We start from the raw sequence: 16,054 nt of genomic DNA, 5'->3' as shown, positions 1-16,054 counted from the left end.
CGTTTGCGAAAATAGCTCAGCTGGTAGAGCACAACCTTGCCAAGGTTGGGGTCGCGGGTTCGAATCCCGTTTTTCGCTCCACTCCATGCCCTGGTGGTGGAACTGGTAGACACGCAGGACTTAAAATCCTGTGTCCGTAAGGACGTACGGGTTCAAGTCCCGTCTGGGGTACAAGATCCTCTGTAACTTTGTTGCAGAGGATTTTTTGGTTTTAGGGGTTTTGTTAATTCTATTGTTCTTAATTTAATGGCTTCTTTGGCTTCAAACCGAAATGGGTCTGCCAAAAATTTATAACAGAATGCTATAACCCCAGTCCGACGAACCTTTACAACAGGATAAAGAAAAGTGAAATACAGGAGATGTAAATCCTATTTATAAATAAAACTATCAAAAATTTAATTTTGATAGTTTTTATCCTTAAGTCTTTTTTTACTTTTCGTGAACCAATCCCAATATCCACCGAACCCCAAAAATATCGGTTATTTCGATGAGCCTTTGCTTTTTCAACTCCAGAGAAGAATCTTCTATATTCCCGCCGAGCTGTATGATGAGCCTAAATCGTTCGGATGAATTGTGGCAAGGAAAATAAATAGCAAGGTGATTGCCGATTTGATATCCTTCATCATGAATCAGGTCGGAACCATAAAGAACGATGCGTTCAGAAATTAGAGAACCACTAATCACCGGTTTATTGGGGTATTGATTTAGAGGTATTTCCAATATTTCAAAAAAAAGTTCGCCTCCAAAGCATGATTGGTAAAAAGTAAATGCTTCTTTACAATTTCCTGCCAGCGTTATGAATATTCCGAATTTTGCAGATTTATATTGTTGTTTAAGCATGTAGTTACATTAAGCATCCGGAATTTCGGGTTCAACAAGCCTTTTTAATTTATCAAGAGATTCCTGCCAGCCCAGATAGCACATTTCTGCAGGTATCTGTTCCGGAATACCAGTTTGTTCAATTCTGATTTCTGTTCCGCACGATACTTTACCGAATGAGACTGTAGTTGTCATTTCTCCCTGTAAAACAGGATTATCAAACTGCTCAATATATTTAAGGAACTGCCCTTCTCTGATCTCAGCATAAGTACCACCAAAGGAATGCCCATTACCAGTACTGAAATTGATGAAAGTCATTTTAAACTTTCCGCCTTCTTTAAAATCTGCCTGCTGTACAGTGCATATAAATCCATAAGGCGGAATCCAGGAGGCATAAGCTGTCACATCGGCAAATGCGCGAAAAACTTTTTCTGGAGCAGCCTGGATTATTCTGTGTAATGAAACGCTGTTATTTGTCATTTTGTTTGATTTTAGATGTTTGAATATATTTCAGTTTTTTTTATCATTATCCGAAACCTTATTGTGCTGCAGATATTTCATCCTAGGCAGCAACTCCGGAAGCCGATACGTTTTCTTTTCGGACATTCCATTTCCGGAAGCGATAAGAAACTGCCAGCAAAGCCAGAAATATAAGAGGCATAAGCATATATGCCGGATTCCCATCAACACATGCGTGGCTTATAAATGCAAATATTAGGTTAAATGCCAGGCCTGCATAAGCCCATTCTTTTATTGTAGCCGGTATCTTATTAAGAGATATTGCTACAATTCCTAATATTTTACTGATAATTAATGCGTAAGCAAAATAGTCGGGATACCCCAGCGCTTTTGTTCCTGCATTTACATATTCCGGTGCAAACAATAATGTTGCAGCAGGCATAACGCCTTCCCATAAGGACAGTACAATGGTAGCTGCCCAGAAAATTATTCTATTCTTTTTCATGTTTTCTGATTTACTAATTATTAGATGATTCTGCATATTTTACAAAACTATTTAGAATAGCCTGCCAGCCTTGTTTCTGAAATTCAGGGTCATTCTCTGTTTCAGGATCAAAGCTTGTGGTTACCAACGTTTTTCCGTCCTGTTCATTGAAGATGGTAGAAGCTGTTCTTCCATCAGACATGGTATAAGTTATTTCCCTGTTTGGGTCCACCTTATCATAGGTGCCGGAGAAATCGAAACCGAAACTTCCATCCCTGGCTTCCATTCTGTTTGTAAATGTACCTCCTACTCTAAGATCGTTATTACTACTCGGACAATGCCAGCTTGGGTCTGCCGAATTCCAGTTCATAATATCTTCCGGTGAATTCCACATTTTCCATACTTTTTCCACAGGAGCATTAACTTCAGCTTGTACCTTAATTTTTACTTGTTCTTTCATTGTTTTAATTTTTTGTTGTTATTGTTATGACAAAGGTCGCATAGATAATAAAAATAGGGCTGTTGCAAAAACGACAACTTAAGGGGTGGATTGCGACAAAAAATATAAGTATCTTTACAACAAAATAAAAGCTATGCAGATATCAGTTTTTGTTCCTCAATATGGTACGATAGAAGCCATAACCCCGGCATTCAGGACTTTTCATACGGCCAATGAGTTTCTTTCCGTGTTTGGGAAAAAGCCCATCTTTAAAGTGGAATATGTAGGATTAAACGAATATGTTCCGGCTAATAGTGGGGAATATACGATAAAGACCAACAGGCTACTTCAGAACGTTACCCATACGGATCTGCTTATTATTCCTCCTACCTTTGGGACTATGGATGAAGGTATAGCAGCCAATGCAGACGCAATTCCTTATTTCAGGAAGCTTTATTTCGGAGGAACAAGCCTTGCCAGTTTATGTGTCGGAGCCTTTCTTCTTGCAGAAACAGGTCTTCTTGACGGCAGTAAATGTTCCACCCATTGGGCCTATATCAATGAGTTTAAAAACAGGTATCCGCAGGTAGAAGTAGAAGACGGCGCTATTATAACAGAGCATGATAATATTTACAGCAGTGGCGGAGCCAGCAGCTTATGGAACCTGATACTATACCTTGTAGAAAAATATTCGGACAGGGAAACAGCTATTATGATTTCAAAATATTTTGCATTAGATATAAGCAGAGATAACCAGTCGCAGTTTGCGATTTTCCGTGGTCAGAGAAGCCATACCGATGAACAGATTAAGAAGGTTCAGGATTTTATAGAGGAACACTATGAAGAGAAAATAAATGTTGAAAATCTTGCGGCATATGCCGGTACAGGACGCCGTACCTTTGAAAGAAGGTTTAAAGATGCTACAAACAATACTCCTGTAGAATACATGCAGCGGGTACGGATAGAAGCTGCTAAAAAGTTTTTTGAAGCATCACGGAAAAATGTTTCGGAAGTAATGTATGATGTAGGCTATACGGATACGAAAGCTTTTCGTGATATTTTCAGAAAAATAACAGGACTTACGCCTATTGAATACCGAAATAAGTTTGCCAAAGTTTATTAAGTTATAACAGCAAGTTCGGTGTATAATAATCCGGCAAAGATATAGATATGAGAAATTTATAGCATTTTTATGTCTGCTGTTAGCATAGACAAACCATTGTTTAGCTGATGCCGCCATCTTGCAGCTCACGGAAAATAACCGGGGCAAATGCTATTTTCCCCAAATAAAAAATATGATTTAATTATAGATCTAATAATGGATTGGATGGCGGCTGGAGAAGGAACAACCTTAAAGCATCAATATCAAAAACAATTACAAGGTCATTTATCGAAGAAGGCATCTTTTACAATGTTAATGAGATCTATGCCTGCTGTAATAAAATACGTGCCAGCTAAATTGCTAGATTAAAGACCTTTAAATATTCCTGAAATATTCCTTTTTCAATAATTCAACTACATATAGGATTATAAACTATGATCCTATTAGTGAAACAATAAATAATATTGTTGTCAATATGGATATTGACCTAGATAGTTTCAAAGTCTGAACAGTTCTTTTTTCGAAAAAAATTTAAAATAAATTTTTTAATATAAAGCTCTACTATTAGTAGAGCTTTTTTTGTTATGAGTTGATTTACAATTCAATCTTTTAGAGGTGTTTCTATTAAACTTTGAATTACAAAAGATAATTCAAAGTTTTATTTTGGGTTTTTAAAATTATGTCCTACAAAAAATCCCACTTAAAAAAGCAGGACATATATTTTCAATTATTCTAAGAACAAAATTACTTCCCAGATTTAAACTTCTCCAATTCCTTTTTCAAAGCTTCATTCTGTTCCTTCAACATATCAATATATTCCTTATGATTTTCCAGCATATAGTCCGGAATATTATAATATTGATTTGTATTACCTGTTTGCTGAAAAGAACTACTATCATTAAAAGTTAAGTTGTCATTGTTTTGAACAACGCCATTAGTTCTTTCTTCTTTAATATCTTCCACTGGAACATTCAAAGCTTTAGCCAACTTCTCCCATTCATCATCAAATATCTTTACATCGCCGCTTTCTTTTCTGCAATAGTTTGAAACATCCGTCGCCAGAATTTGTGACATGTATTCCTGAGTATATCCTCTCTGCTTTCTTAGACTTTTTAGCTTTTCCATAGTGACCTCTTAAATGTGCTTTCTACAAATATAAAGAAAATTGTTGTTGTTATTCTGGTGATTTTAGTTTTTCAAAGGTTCATAAAAAGTTTTTCCGTTGGTTATCTGTTTTTAATTATAATTTTTCATCTGCTTAAATCGAAAGAAGAAAAGGCAAGTCAGATATAACTTTACAAACGAATAATAAAAATGTATAAATTTGGACTTGTTCTTCGTTTGCCTCACCATTGCAAAACCCCGAACAAGTTAATATTAGATAAAAATAAATCTCACAAAACGATTGTTAATATGGATACAAGATCTACCAATTTTCCCAATCAAAGAAAGCCCAATGCTGTATTACGTTTCCTGCATTTGTATGTTATTTCTTATGTGTATCTTTTTATCCTCACCTCACAGTTTTCGCCTTTAGCGGGAATATATAAAAGCGGAGTGTTGTGGTTGTGTAAAAATGTTTTTCAGCAGCAGCAGGTGGAATATATTATGATGACTGGCAGTGGGGATACAACATTGGATTATTGGGTAGTTTTCGTCAGTATGGGCTTAGCTGCAGTGGCGGCGCTCATTATACTTTTTACAGATAAAAAGCAGCGTACATTTAAAGATCTTCATTGGTTTACGGTAGTAGTAGCACGTTATTATGTTGCTATGATCATGCTTTCGTATGGTTTTGCGAAACTGCACAACGGTCAGTTTCCTGCCAACTCGATTGGGAGGCTGGAAGAAAAAGTTGGCGATATGTCGCCCATGGGAATAATATGGGCTATGATGGGGGCTTCCAAAGGATATACATTTGTTTCCGGACTGCTGGAATCTATTGGTGGACTTTTACTTCTTTTCAGGCGAACAAAAACTTTTGGCGCTCTTTTTTCCATGACGGTGATGATCAATGTAGCGCTGCTGAATTTTTTTTATGATGTCCCCGTAAAAATATTTTCCAGCCATATTGTTTTGTTTTGTGTATTTATTGTAAGCGGTGATGCCATTGCGCTGTATCGCTTTTTTGTTTTGCATCAGCCATCGCAACTACGTTTTCAAAAACGAACATCCGACAAAAGGTGGAAGCGTATTACACTTATTGTCCTCAAGGGACTTGTCGTGGCTTATTTTATACTCACTTCTTCGTCAGTGCTGTCTTATACACCTCCAGCTGTACCAATGGAGGGCGCATATACTGTTGAGAAATTTATAATTAACAATCGGGAAATACCGTCCTGCAGCAACGATTCTGTTGGTTGGAAAAAACTATTGATCAGTTACCCCGGCCGGACAGGTATAATTCTTAACAATGATAAGACTAAGGCATTTCTGGGCGTTATAGATACACGAAAAAAAACACTTACAATTCGTAAAACGGAACGAGACCATATATACGCAAATCTGCATTACAATGTTCAAAAAGACAGCATCATTTTTTTTACAGGAAATATGGGGAGCGACTCTGTAAGAATAAAAACAATAAGAAAGAAAAAGGAAGATTATCGGCTAAACAAGCGTGGTTTTCACTGGATCAATGAATATCCGTTTAACAAGTAAGTGATAAGGGTATGTTCTCCGATGTTATAAAAAAACTTGTGAGAATAATAGGGAAAAATAAATAGAGGAGATGAAATTTAAAGTTAAAATTTGATATTAGATTCTAAATAATAGTACAAAAAACCCCACTTAAAAAAGCAGGATTCTATATTTTCAATTATTCTAAAAGCAACAATTACTTCTCCAACTCCTTCTTCAAAGCTTCATCTGTTGCCCAATCATTTTAAATTATAATTCTTATCCACTTAAACCGAAAGAAGAAAAGGTAAGTCAGATTCTAAAAGGCTGATCATTGAAATGAGTATTAAATTTCTAGACACTGGAATGACTTTCAGGAAATATTTATAAAACTTCAATACTTTTTTTATCTTACGCTTGGTTCGTAGCTTGTTGCTGGCATTAACGATTTGTTTTAAAAAGTATTCGGGGGAAATTCCTGCCAGTAACGAATATTCTGTACTGATGATTTTGAGAATCTTTGGATCATTGGCTATTCGTGAAAAGTTTTTAATCCTTTTTGGAAGTTCAAAATCGGCATGAAAATTCATTCTGTTAAGATCTACCATAAAAAAACGATAGGCATCGTTGATCTTTTCTATTAAGAAATTTCCTGGAGAATTATCAATGAATTCAATTCCCTGTTCATGCAATTGAAAAACTAACTGGGTGTACGCTTTGATAATCTCTTTCACATCCTCAAAAGGTCTTTCGGAATAAAAAACGTTTTCTAAGGTACAGGTGTTTTCTAGTTGTTCGCTTATATAATAGCTGTTTGTTAGCCCCAGCCAATCATGAAATTCTACGTAGGCGATGGGCTGTGGGGAGTAGAAGTTTTTCTCAATCAGCATATTGGCATATTCGAAAGATCGTTTTGCTTTAGACTTACGGTAATACTTATAAACATGCCTGTTGATAAAGTTATGCTGCTTAAATGATTTAAAATTCAGCTGCTTTCCGTCGATTGTAAATGATTTTACAATATTTCTGCTTCCGGGACCAATTAAAGTACCCTCGTTATGGAAGTTTTTTATGATACGGATTATTTCATCCTTATAATGAGAATAATCGGGTGTAAGAACAATATTCATACTTATTATAAATGTAATTGTGGTAAAGATCAGTAGGTTTCAAGTTCAGTATTCGATGCAATTCTTTAATTAAGAACTGCTTTTAGCATGTCCATTATTTGATGTTCATTAACGTGGTTTGTATTAATAGAAAAACTTTTGTCATTGTAAGGTTTGTATGCGTTCTCATCAGTTACTGCAAACAGTCCTACAGTTGGGGTTTCTACAGCGCTGGACAAATGCATTACACCATTATCTGCAGCGATAAAAACACTTGTATTAGCAATGAAAGAACCCATCTCCCGAATATCTGTACTGTAGAAAGACGGGATTTTAAAATCTAATCTGGAAATATTTTCCACGGGTAAGAGTTCGATGATATTATAATCTGGAAACGCAGACTGTAAATTTTCATGAAATGAAGCCCACCAGTCTTTCGAATAACACTTGTCCCCGGTAGCGTTTGTGAAAAGACAAATGGTCCTTTTGTCATTGTTGATGATTTCGTTTAGTTTTATTTTGCCGGTTTCTATCTCATTTCTATCCAGTTTTATACTTAAAAAAGGGATTTTGCCTGTATTTTCTTCAAATCCCAATTGGGTAAGAAATGCCCGCAGATTGTAGATTGCATTTTTTGCGGCATGTGGATAGTCCGGGTATTTTAAATGGAGTTCATCATTCCATTCATTAAAAAACTTGTACTCAGCATTGGCCATCTGAGTAGATAATTTTCCCGAAGATGAGCTGTGGCTTGTATTGATAACCAGATCATATTTGGTCCAGCGCAGCAGACTCCAGCCTTTTATATATTTTAATAAATTACTGAACGGCTTCTTTGGAAGTTGAATGATCCGATCAATATTTTCGTAATTTTTAAAAATAATGGGTGAAATACTGCCTTTTACAAATAGATCAATTTTGGCATTTGGAAAAGTGTCAATAACTTCCTGAACTATTGGTGAAAGCAACAAAAGATTTCCCAATCTATGATTGGGGCGGGAGATGAGTATTTTTTTTATCGTTACCTCTTTGCCCTGCTTAACAGTGGAATTTGATTTCCCTATATTTTTTGTAAGGCTCCGCATCACCCTCCTCCTGATAACATTGAGTTGTTTGGGTATCTTCATAGCAAATAGGAGATCATCAGGATCTCGGTTTATGGATTAAAAACTTCTTAAAAAAAATTGGATGTATAAATTTAATACAAAACAATCATTTGATTGATATTTTTTTAAAAAGTTAATCGTGTTTACAAAATTTAATATTTTAAGTAAAATATTATAGTGGAAATGTTAGTTTAGGCTTATTTAAAATGGATATTCCCTGCTCTTAGAGAATAAATAACTTTTTGGTAATGAGGATGATAAAACGAATGTCTGGAAGAATTTTGTATTTAGTGAATGTAAGAAGTATAAAAAAGAAAATTTTGCCTCAGCAACATTCTACTTTAATGAAGGATGTATTTAGGGATAAACTCACAATAATATATTTTCATATAAATAAAAACAGGACTAATTAGCCTGTTTGCGTTATTAGATTTTAGATTGAATGATAATGAGTAATTCAATTTAAGACACCTCTGGAGGTGTGGATGTGGCGCATTGAAATTCTGGTTTGGGTTTAAAGCACATCCATACTGAATAGGAACAGCAAGAGCCTGAAGCGCAGTCTGCATCACTTTTACAAAATGGGATGGCTGGACAACCTATTGACCTACACCAACACTTCCACCTTGTCCCAGAATTTCTTTTTGCTCTTGTCTGCTAAGCTTCTTAAAATTTTTCATAGGTTGTTGTATTTAAAATTATTATCCTAAAATTACCAGTATACTTAATACCAGGCCAGGACAAGCTAATAAATGGATTTATTTCTATATAGATGTAGGTATTTTAAAGATAAGTGTTGGTTGATGGTTTATTTAATAGGTCTGTATCAGCGATTTACAATTCTTTTTAGTTTTTCCGAAGGTTTTTCAATAGCATATCTGTAAAATAATGCCCCAATGATACACGCTGACAAACAGATCAAAAGCACTATATTATCGGGAATAGCGATGTTTAAAGATTTTAATCCTTCCTGTACCATATGAATAACACCTTTATGGGAAAGATAGATTGCATAAGAAAGACTGGCGAGCTGATTGGTAATAAATAATCCCGATTTAGAAATAAAGGAAGAATGGGAAATAGCAGACATAACGATCAGTCCATAGCTTATGGCAACTGAGGTAAATCCAAAAACAGAGGCGTTTTTTGAAGCTTGTTCATCACAGAACCAAAAAGAAAATCCCAGAAGGAGAACACCAGCAATAAAAAGAGGATTTCCATAGGTGTTGATCAGGACTTTAAATTTTAAAGAGAACTGAAATAAATAACCAATCAGAACTCCTATAGCTAAGCTATCCAAACGGGTATAAGTAGGATAATAGATATTCATATACCATTCTTTCCAAAAGTTTTCGGTATTGATATGAGGAACTATAAACCCGTGCCATGTAATAAATCGGATAAGTATACTGAAAATGAGAACTGAAGCGATAAAAATTTTTAAATATTTAAACGTTTTTGTTTTTAAAAATAATAACAATGAAAAGGGAAGCAAAAGGTAAAATTGTTCTTCAATACACAAAGACCAGGCATGAGAAAAAGTTCCCTGGTTGATCACATCAAGACCATAGTTTTGGATAAAGGTGAGAAATTTCCAAAGCGGAGATAAGCTTTCCCTTTCTCTAAAAAAAGGGAAACTGAAATACAGCAAAACGGTGAAGAGATAGGGCGGAATAATCCTGAAGAATCTATTGACAAAAAATGATCTGAGATCGATCTTCTGATGAATTTTTATTTCTTTGAAGAGCTGATTAGAGATCAGGAATCCGCTTAACACAAAGAATAGATCCACACCTGTCCATCCAAATCTTCCATAAATATCTACCCATTCAGGATGGGTAAATGCCCGGTAATGATAAAATAAGACCAACAGAATCGCAGTAGCTCTTAAGTGATCGAGTCCATAAAATCGCTCAGATGGTGTATCCATTATTGTTTTTTTTGCAAATTTTTCTAAAAGAAGGCGCTTATTTGAGCGATTGTGTCAGAATGAATGTATTTAATGGTAGAAAGCCTCTTTTGCTGTCTGAATGTAAAATATCGTTATTCACCAGCAATTTTACTTTATTAAAAACTAAATGTATTTTCATCGATCTGGATTTTATATTTTTGGATATTGTGAAGACTACGAAAAAGAAGAGAATACAGCAGAATATTGGTTTCCAGGTTATTTTTTGGATAGGATTATTTTTGTTTGGAATGGCCAAAGATTATGGTCATTATGATTACGCCCATTTCAATGAAAACCTTATTTATGATATTAGCCATTGGATTTTTCAAATTGCAGGTGCCAATTTTATCTATTATGTGCTGATTGCCCGGTTTTTCAACAGCAAAAAATATTTTCTATTTTCAACTTACCTGGTTATAAGCATCTATATTATTTCGGTTATTAATAGAATTTTTATTGTGTACGCAGTAGAACCTGTTTTTATGAATTATCCCAAAGATAGCTTAGTGGATATCGTAACTGACCTGAATTATCTTTTATTTTATTATGTATTTTCTATCGTAGCAGGAAGTTTTATTTTTGTCGCTACGATGTTTATGATACGGTATAGAAATGAAAAAGAAAATACAACCCAACTTTTGAAAGAAAAGGCAGAACTTGAGCTAAAAGTATTAAAATCTCAATTAAACCCACACTTTTTATTCAATACACTAAATAATATCTACGCACTTTCTGTTGCTAATTCTGAACGGACCTCTGAATCGATCAATCGCCTTTCCGACATTCTGGATTATATTTTATACAAGGGACAAAGGAAAACAGTCCTTATTTCTGATGAGCTTTTAATTATAGATGACTATATAGAACTCGAGAAATTACGATACGATGAAAGATTAAAAGTCCGTAAATTCGAGAAACTGGAAAGCTCAAATACCATTCCTCCTTTGCTGTTTCTTTCTTTAGTGGAAAATGCATTTAAACATGGAGCCGGGAAAATATCAGGAAAAGCAGAAATTAATATCTGGGTAGAGACCAATCGGAATCACTCAGTTTTAAAAGTTGAAAATACGTGCCCGGACGCTGTAGAAGCTGAGAAAGAAGGACTTGGTTTGAAAAATATCAAGGAGCAGCTTCGACTGTATTTTGACAATCGGTTTGAGTTGAGTACCTTAAAAGAAAATAACTGGTTTACCATAAAAATAACGATACCTGCGCAAAATGATTAACTGTATCATAGTGGATGATGAACCTTTAGCCATACAGCTTTTGGAAAGTCACATTTCAAAGATTGAAACGTTGAAACTTTTAGGGACGGCTAAAAGTGCTATTGAAGCGTATCAGCTCTTACAGGAAAAGTCAATAGATTTGATGTTTCTGGATATCCAGATGCCTGATTTGAATGGGATAGACTTTTTAAAATCTCTTAATAAAAAACCTAAAACTATTTTTACAACGGCTTATCGCGAATTTGCTATTGAAGGATTCGAGCTTGAGGCGGTAGATTATATTTTAAAGCCAATCACTTTTGAACGATTTTTTAAATCTGTGGATCGTGTACTTCGAAATGTTTCAACAGAGAAAACAGCTGAGGAGTTTATACTCCTAAAGTCTGAAGGTTTACAAAGGAAAATTCTGCTGAATGAGATCATTTACTTTGAAGGCAATGGTAATGATGTGAAAGTGGTATTAAAAGGAAGTTTGCATATTGTCGCTAAAAATAAAATTTCAGAGCTGAATGATGTGCTTTCAGAGAAGGGATTTATAAGAGTGCATCGGTCTTTTTTGATCAATTCCCGGTATGTCACCGCTTTTAATAATGATGAGGTTTTATTGGAGAAGTCTTCAATTCCTGTGGGAAGAAGCTATAAAAGGGAGTTTGATGACTTTATCATTCATTTTTCAAAGAAGAGGATCAATTAAAATTTAATCAGAATTTGTATTTCTTTTTCAAAATAATATTGCTGTATCCACGATAATACTAAGTTCTGTATCTGTGTCCTTTCGTATAGGCTTTATAATTTTGTTTATTATAAAGCAAGCACTATGGAAACGCGTATTCAGTACCCACACAATCTCCAATATCAAGAAGTTTATATTTCTGATATGGTACTTTTAAAGAATATTTTTCTTCAAAAGCAAAATTCAAAAATCGTTAATGAGAGTTTTGGACTTCCCTTTCTTGTGGCAAAGAAAGCAAATGCTATTATTGCTTTTGCATGTCTTGTGGTAAACAGGTTTGGGAAACCTGATTTTATCATACATGAAGTTGGGGATTTAAATAAGGAAGAAAAAGAAGCTTTTGAATTCTTTGTTGAAGACTACTTTAAAAGAAACCCTTCAGAAAATTATAAAAACCCACAACAATTGAAAAGTACAATCAACAGTATTGTTAATTGGATCAATGTTTAACAAAGATATTTTCTGTTTACTTTATATTTAAAACGATCATCCTATGGCCAAAGAAGTTTTATACCTTAAAATAGCAAAAATAATGATGGAGCAAATCCAAACTGAGACATTACAGTTTGGAGATAAACTACCTTCACTCCGAAGTGCTCAGAAGCTATATAATGTTAGCCTGAATACCATAAAGCTGGCTTATATGGAGCTTGAGAGTCATTCTCTTATTGAATCGAAGCCTAAATTTGGCTATTTTGTAAGCCATACTTCACAACGAAAACTGGCGTTGCCATCTGTTGCCAAAATAAAAAGCTTTGAAGCTGAAGGAACAAAGGAAGATCTTATTGATAAGGTGTTTGGAACTATTTCAGAGAAAGATTTTACTCAGTTTGCTCTGGCAATTCCCGGCAAGAACTTTCTTCCTTTGGCCAAGATGAAAAAATCGATCATTAATGTTGTAAAGAGCAGAAATGACAGCGGAACGGATTATGAACCGGTACAGGGAAAACAGAGCCTTCGTCGGGAACTGGCAAAATGGTCATTGGTTATGGAAGGGAAAATTACGGAAGATGATCTGGTGATAACCTCTGGGGCAATGAATGCTATTTATAATAGTCTGATGGCCGTAACCAAGCCTGGTGATCTGGTTGCCGTGGAAAGCCCTGCTTATTTTGGAATTTTACAGGCCATCCAGTTATTGGGACTAAAAGCGGTTGAAATTCCCACTCATCCGGTATATGGAGTAGATCTTGATGCTTTAAAAAAAGTATTGCCAAAATTATCAGCATGTTGTTTTGTGACGAACTTTAATAACCCGATGGGGTTTCAAATGCCTGATGAAAACAAGAGGGAGCTGGTGAGATTAATCACGCACTATAATGTTCCTTTGATCGAAGATGATATCTATGGGAATCTATATTTCGGAGCAGAACGTCCCAAGCCATGTAAGTTTTATGATGAGGCAGGATTGGTGATGTGGTTGGGTTCAGTTTCGAAGACCATGGCTCCCGGTTATCGGGTTGGGTGGGTGGCTCCGGGTCAGTTTAAAGATCGGATTATCCGCCAGAAGCTTGTTCAGACGGTATGCAGTCCATCATTATATTCTGATGTGATTACAGATTTTCTGGAACATGGCCGTTATGATCATCACTTGAGGACATTCAGAAATAAACTCTATGCTAATTACCTTCAGATTCAAAAAGCAGTTACGGCTTATTTTCCGGACAATACTAAAGTTTCCGAACCAAAAGGAGGTTTTATGTTATGGCTGGAGCTAGACAAAAGAATATGTACGGAAGATTTATTTGACGAAGCTTATAGTCAGAAGATCAATTTTGCTCCCGGAAGAATGTTTTCTCAATATGACCAATACAGAAACTGTATGCGATTGAATTATGCATTAGAATGGACAGACAGGGTAGAAAGTGATCTTGAGAAATTGGGGAAAATGGTAAAAAACAATATATAAATATGGTGTTATTTAAAAATAAAAAAGATATTAGAACTTGGAGTAATCCGCGTTCTAATATCTATCCAATTTAAATCTACTAATGATATGATGAAAATTCTCTGATTACTTTTTAATAAAAGTTTTTGACAAAGATTTTTGACCTTCTGTGAGTTTTATAAAATATACACCACTTGGCATTGTGTTGATATCGAATGTTTCTTCATACTGTCCATCTGATGATTTTACTTTTTTAGATGAAACAACAGTTCCTTTTGTATCGATGATCTGAAATGTAACTTCTTTCTCATTAGATTTGAACTTTACATTCACCTTCTGATCTGCAGGATTAGGATATATGGAAAAATCTTCTGATACTTTTTCTGAATTTCCTACAGATAATGTATTAAGATCACAAACAGGTAGCCTGTTGACACCATCTATACCCCAAGAACTTTGAACAGGAATACATAACCAGTTTAATACCGTTGGTAAGTGGTCTGTTTCTCTGGTTGTTGATAGATAATTATAAATTTTGAAGTTATTAGCGGTGTTCAGATTACGGGTTGGGCTTCCTGTGACCGTCGAGTTATTGTTGTTTGGGCTTGAATCGGTTAATGTATTACCAGACGTTTCATCACATTTCCAGTTGGCTAGTAACTGAGAATAATAAGGGTGGGAAGAAGTGATGTTCTGAGTAGCCCAGTTTACTAAAACGTTGTTTGGAATTGCAGATTTCCAGATTCTGATGTCTTTATAAGAAGCTGCAAGATTAAGTCCGTAGGTGTTTGTTCCATCCTGATTAATCGTAAGGGGAAGTCCCGAATCGATGTTTCCAATGGTATTCATTTTAGCAAATGTTACCACAACACCATCTTCATAAAGAGTTACAAGACCATCTCTGTCGAAACTTACTGCAATGTGTTTCCATTTATTGGTTTCCATTTTACCACCGACAAGATCAATTCTGTTTGTGCCGTCTCCGATATTTATTTTATAGGTTTGTCCTGAATATCCAGAAATAACAAATCCTTTATTTTTTCCATTAGCCCAGTTTTTATTACTGATCATTACAGGATCACTTGAAAAGCTTGCATTAGGTTTTACCCAAAATTCAATAGTAAAATCCTGCGTTGCTCCAAAATTAAAAGGTGTTTGATTAGCCGGTTTAGCATACGTTCCTGCAGGGAAGTTAAGCTGGTTGTGCGTAATATTCGAATTTATTTCGGTCTTGCTTATTTGCTGAGGAGTAAGGTTAGGGTTAGAATAGATGGTAAAGATGTTTCTTTCAGAAAGATTTCCGCCACCATGACCATCACTTACAGCACCATGATCTGTGGTTAAAACAACCAACCAGTCTTCATTATTATAAGTAGCTCTGTTTTTCATGGCATTTACAATTTCTCCAATATAAGTGTCTGTTGTTTGCATGGACGAAACATATTGGGGAACAGTTGAAGAAAAACCATACGAGTGGCCTGCGTGATCAACATCATCAAAATCAACAAATAAAATATCAGGGTTATTTGTTTGTAAAGCATTAACGGCGGCATTTTTCACTGCTAAATCTGTGCTGAAATTAGTCTGTACATCTGCATCCTTAACAATAATATCATTGATAGGAGCCCAATGTGCCAATGAAATTGTTTTTAAGTTTGGATTGTAAGTTTCTGCACGGGTTAAGAAATCCGGATAACTGATATAATTTGGATTGGTGAAATTATTATCCTGAACATTGTGTTTTGTATGCCAAACACCAGTAAGCATGGTACTCCAGCCGTTTCCGCTCCAAGTAGTTGCAGCGCAAAGGCCATCCAATGAATAAATAGATTTTGTGATCAGACTCTTAATGTTAGGCGTATTGGATGACATCATGACATCTGCCCTGCATCCGTCGATACCGATAAAAAGAACTTTTTTCGTCTGAGCGCTTAAAAAGCAACTCGCTACGATTGCCAATGAGAATAGTTTTGTTTTCATAAAAATTATTGGTTTAGAAATAAAAAAGTTTACAAATAGTAATTATATTTTATTATTTGTAAAATTAATTTACTATTTGTAAACATGTGTAAACTTAAAGTTAATTAAAAGATAAAAAAACAATAAGAAATTGAGGCTG

The 16,054-nt window shown here is 35.1% G+C and carries 16 protein-coding genes and 2 tRNA genes; 8 read left to right on the top strand and 10 right to left on the bottom strand.

Annotated elements, in window-relative coordinates:
• The first annotated feature begins 5 nt into the window (after window positions 1-5).
• Both NG806_RS15425 and NG806_RS15420 read left to right on the top strand, forming a co-directional pair.
• A tRNA-Gly gene (locus NG806_RS15425) sits at window positions 6-81 on the top strand.
• A 6-nt stretch (window positions 82-87) separates the two neighbouring features.
• A tRNA-Leu gene (locus NG806_RS15420) sits at window positions 88-171 on the top strand.
• 258 nt (window positions 172-429) lie between these two features.
• Here NG806_RS15420 and NG806_RS15415 read toward each other — a convergent pair.
• The 4 genes from NG806_RS15415 to NG806_RS15400 all read right to left on the bottom strand — a co-directional run bounded on the left by NG806_RS15415 (window position 430) and on the right by NG806_RS15400 (window position 2,222).
• On the bottom strand, window positions 430-840 hold the full coding sequence (locus NG806_RS15415; RefSeq protein WP_261510487.1) for a VOC family protein: 411 nt from the start codon (window positions 838-840) through the stop codon (window positions 430-432).
• Between the two features lie 9 nt (window positions 841-849).
• A complete protein-coding gene (locus tag NG806_RS15410) occupies window positions 850-1,299 on the bottom strand; it encodes an SRPBCC family protein (RefSeq protein ID WP_261510486.1) in 450 nt (149 codons plus the stop codon).
• Between the two features lie 82 nt (window positions 1,300-1,381).
• Window positions 1,382-1,783, bottom strand: coding sequence for a DoxX family protein (locus NG806_RS15405; RefSeq protein ID WP_261510484.1), 402 nt, complete (start codon window positions 1,781-1,783; stop codon window positions 1,382-1,384).
• 13 nt (window positions 1,784-1,796) lie between these two features.
• The gene (locus tag NG806_RS15400) at window positions 1,797-2,222 is read right to left on the bottom strand and encodes an SRPBCC family protein (protein WP_261510482.1); all 426 of its coding nucleotides are present in this window, start codon (window positions 2,220-2,222) and stop codon (window positions 1,797-1,799) included.
• Between the two features lie 133 nt (window positions 2,223-2,355).
• Between NG806_RS15400 and NG806_RS15395 the strand changes: the two genes are divergently transcribed.
• A complete protein-coding gene (locus NG806_RS15395) occupies window positions 2,356-3,324 on the top strand; it encodes a GlxA family transcriptional regulator (protein ID WP_214829706.1) in 969 nt (322 codons plus the stop codon).
• Between the two features lie 723 nt (window positions 3,325-4,047).
• On the opposite strand, the gene NG806_RS15390 is transcribed toward NG806_RS15395, so the two are convergent.
• Window positions 4,048-4,428 (bottom strand): helix-turn-helix domain-containing protein, encoded by a 381-nt coding sequence (locus tag NG806_RS15390; RefSeq protein WP_214829704.1) that lies wholly within the window; start codon window positions 4,426-4,428, stop codon window positions 4,048-4,050.
• A 216-nt stretch (window positions 4,429-4,644) separates the two neighbouring features.
• On the opposite strand from NG806_RS15390, the gene NG806_RS15385 reads away from it, so the two are divergent.
• On the top strand, window positions 4,645-5,964 hold the full coding sequence (locus tag NG806_RS15385; RefSeq protein WP_214829702.1) for a hypothetical protein: 1,320 nt from the start codon (window positions 4,645-4,647) through the stop codon (window positions 5,962-5,964).
• A 245-nt stretch (window positions 5,965-6,209) separates the two neighbouring features.
• Here the strand turns inward: NG806_RS15385 and NG806_RS15380 are convergent, their stop codons facing one another.
• The 4 genes from NG806_RS15380 to NG806_RS15370 form a co-directional block, all read right to left on the bottom strand.
• On the bottom strand, window positions 6,210-7,052 hold the full coding sequence (locus NG806_RS15380; RefSeq protein ID WP_261510478.1) for a lipopolysaccharide kinase InaA family protein: 843 nt from the start codon (window positions 7,050-7,052) through the stop codon (window positions 6,210-6,212).
• Window positions 7,053-7,117: 65 nt separating this feature from the next.
• A complete protein-coding gene (locus NG806_RS15375) occupies window positions 7,118-8,158 on the bottom strand; it encodes a glycosyltransferase family 9 protein (RefSeq protein WP_214829698.1) in 1,041 nt (346 codons plus the stop codon).
• A gap of 578 nt (window positions 8,159-8,736) precedes the next feature.
• Entirely contained in the window at window positions 8,737-8,817 is an 81-nt protein-coding gene (locus NG806_RS23105; RefSeq protein ID WP_449243643.1) for a bacteriocin-like protein, read from the bottom strand.
• A gap of 146 nt (window positions 8,818-8,963) precedes the next feature.
• Window positions 8,964-10,067 carry an acyltransferase family protein gene (locus NG806_RS15370; RefSeq protein WP_261510477.1) on the bottom strand — a complete coding sequence of 368 codons (1,104 nt, stop codon included), beginning with the start codon at window positions 10,065-10,067 and terminating at the stop codon, window positions 8,964-8,966.
• Between the two features lie 41 nt (window positions 10,068-10,108).
• Between NG806_RS15370 and NG806_RS15365 the strand changes: the two genes are divergently transcribed.
• The 4 genes from NG806_RS15365 (at window position 10,109) to NG806_RS15350 (ending at window position 13,956) form a co-directional block, all read left to right on the top strand.
• A complete protein-coding gene (locus NG806_RS15365) occupies window positions 10,109-11,314 on the top strand; it encodes a sensor histidine kinase (protein WP_261510476.1) in 1,206 nt (401 codons plus the stop codon).
• The gene (locus tag NG806_RS15360; protein ID WP_261510475.1) at window positions 11,307-12,008 is read left to right on the top strand and encodes a LytR/AlgR family response regulator transcription factor; all 702 of its coding nucleotides are present in this window, start codon (window positions 11,307-11,309) and stop codon (window positions 12,006-12,008) included. Before NG806_RS15365 ends, NG806_RS15360 begins: the two co-directional genes overlap by 8 nt.
• Window positions 12,009-12,131: 123 nt before the next feature.
• On the top strand, window positions 12,132-12,497 hold the full coding sequence (locus NG806_RS15355) for a hypothetical protein (protein ID WP_261510473.1): 366 nt from the start codon (window positions 12,132-12,134) through the stop codon (window positions 12,495-12,497).
• A gap of 43 nt (window positions 12,498-12,540) precedes the next feature.
• Entirely contained in the window at window positions 12,541-13,956 is a 1,416-nt protein-coding gene (locus NG806_RS15350) for an aminotransferase-like domain-containing protein (protein ID WP_261510472.1), read from the top strand.
• 105 nt (window positions 13,957-14,061) lie between these two features.
• Here NG806_RS15350 and NG806_RS15345 read toward each other — a convergent pair whose 3' ends face one another.
• A complete protein-coding gene (locus NG806_RS15345) occupies window positions 14,062-15,915 on the bottom strand; it encodes an alkaline phosphatase family protein (RefSeq protein ID WP_261510471.1) in 1,854 nt (617 codons plus the stop codon).
• Window positions 15,916-16,054 lie beyond the last annotated feature (139 nt).

Source organism: Chryseobacterium paludis (genome assembly GCF_025403485.1).
In the GTDB taxonomy this organism is placed as follows: domain Bacteria; phylum Bacteroidota; class Bacteroidia; order Flavobacteriales; family Weeksellaceae; genus Chryseobacterium; species Chryseobacterium paludis.
This window is presented reverse-complemented; position numbering and strand designations above follow the sequence as displayed.

Bases quoted from the DNA above. Each gene is read 5' to 3' on its own strand.
- NG806_RS15355 (WP_261510473.1), top strand. From the start codon at position 12,132: ATGGAAACGCGTATTCAGTACCCACACAATCTCCAATATCAAGAAGTT.
- NG806_RS23105 (WP_449243643.1), bottom strand. From the start codon at position 8,817: ATGAAAAATTTTAAGAAGCTTAGCAGACAAGAGCAAAAAGAAATTCTG.
- NG806_RS15415 (WP_261510487.1), bottom strand. From the start codon at position 840: ATGCTTAAACAACAATATAAATCTGCAAAATTCGGAATATTCATAACG.
- NG806_RS15390 (WP_214829704.1), bottom strand. From the start codon at position 4,428: ATGGAAAAGCTAAAAAGTCTAAGAAAGCAGAGAGGATATACTCAGGAA.
- NG806_RS15350 (WP_261510472.1), top strand. From the start codon at position 12,541: ATGGCCAAAGAAGTTTTATACCTTAAAATAGCAAAAATAATGATGGAG.
- NG806_RS15360 (WP_261510475.1), top strand. From the start codon at position 11,307: ATGATTAACTGTATCATAGTGGATGATGAACCTTTAGCCATACAGCTT.
- NG806_RS15395 (WP_214829706.1), top strand. From the start codon at position 2,356: ATGCAGATATCAGTTTTTGTTCCTCAATATGGTACGATAGAAGCCATA.
- NG806_RS15380 (WP_261510478.1), bottom strand. From the start codon at position 7,052: ATGAATATTGTTCTTACACCCGATTATTCTCATTATAAGGATGAAATA.
- NG806_RS15405 (WP_261510484.1), bottom strand. From the start codon at position 1,783: ATGAAAAAGAATAGAATAATTTTCTGGGCAGCTACCATTGTACTGTCC.
- NG806_RS15370 (WP_261510477.1), bottom strand. From the start codon at position 10,067: ATGGATACACCATCTGAGCGATTTTATGGACTCGATCACTTAAGAGCT.
- NG806_RS15345 (WP_261510471.1), bottom strand. From the start codon at position 15,915: ATGAAAACAAAACTATTCTCATTGGCAATCGTAGCGAGTTGCTTTTTA.
- NG806_RS15375 (WP_214829698.1), bottom strand. From the start codon at position 8,158: ATGAAGATACCCAAACAACTCAATGTTATCAGGAGGAGGGTGATGCGG.
- NG806_RS15400 (WP_261510482.1), bottom strand. From the start codon at position 2,222: ATGAAAGAACAAGTAAAAATTAAGGTACAAGCTGAAGTTAATGCTCCT.
- NG806_RS15410 (WP_261510486.1), bottom strand. From the start codon at position 1,299: ATGACAAATAACAGCGTTTCATTACACAGAATAATCCAGGCTGCTCCA.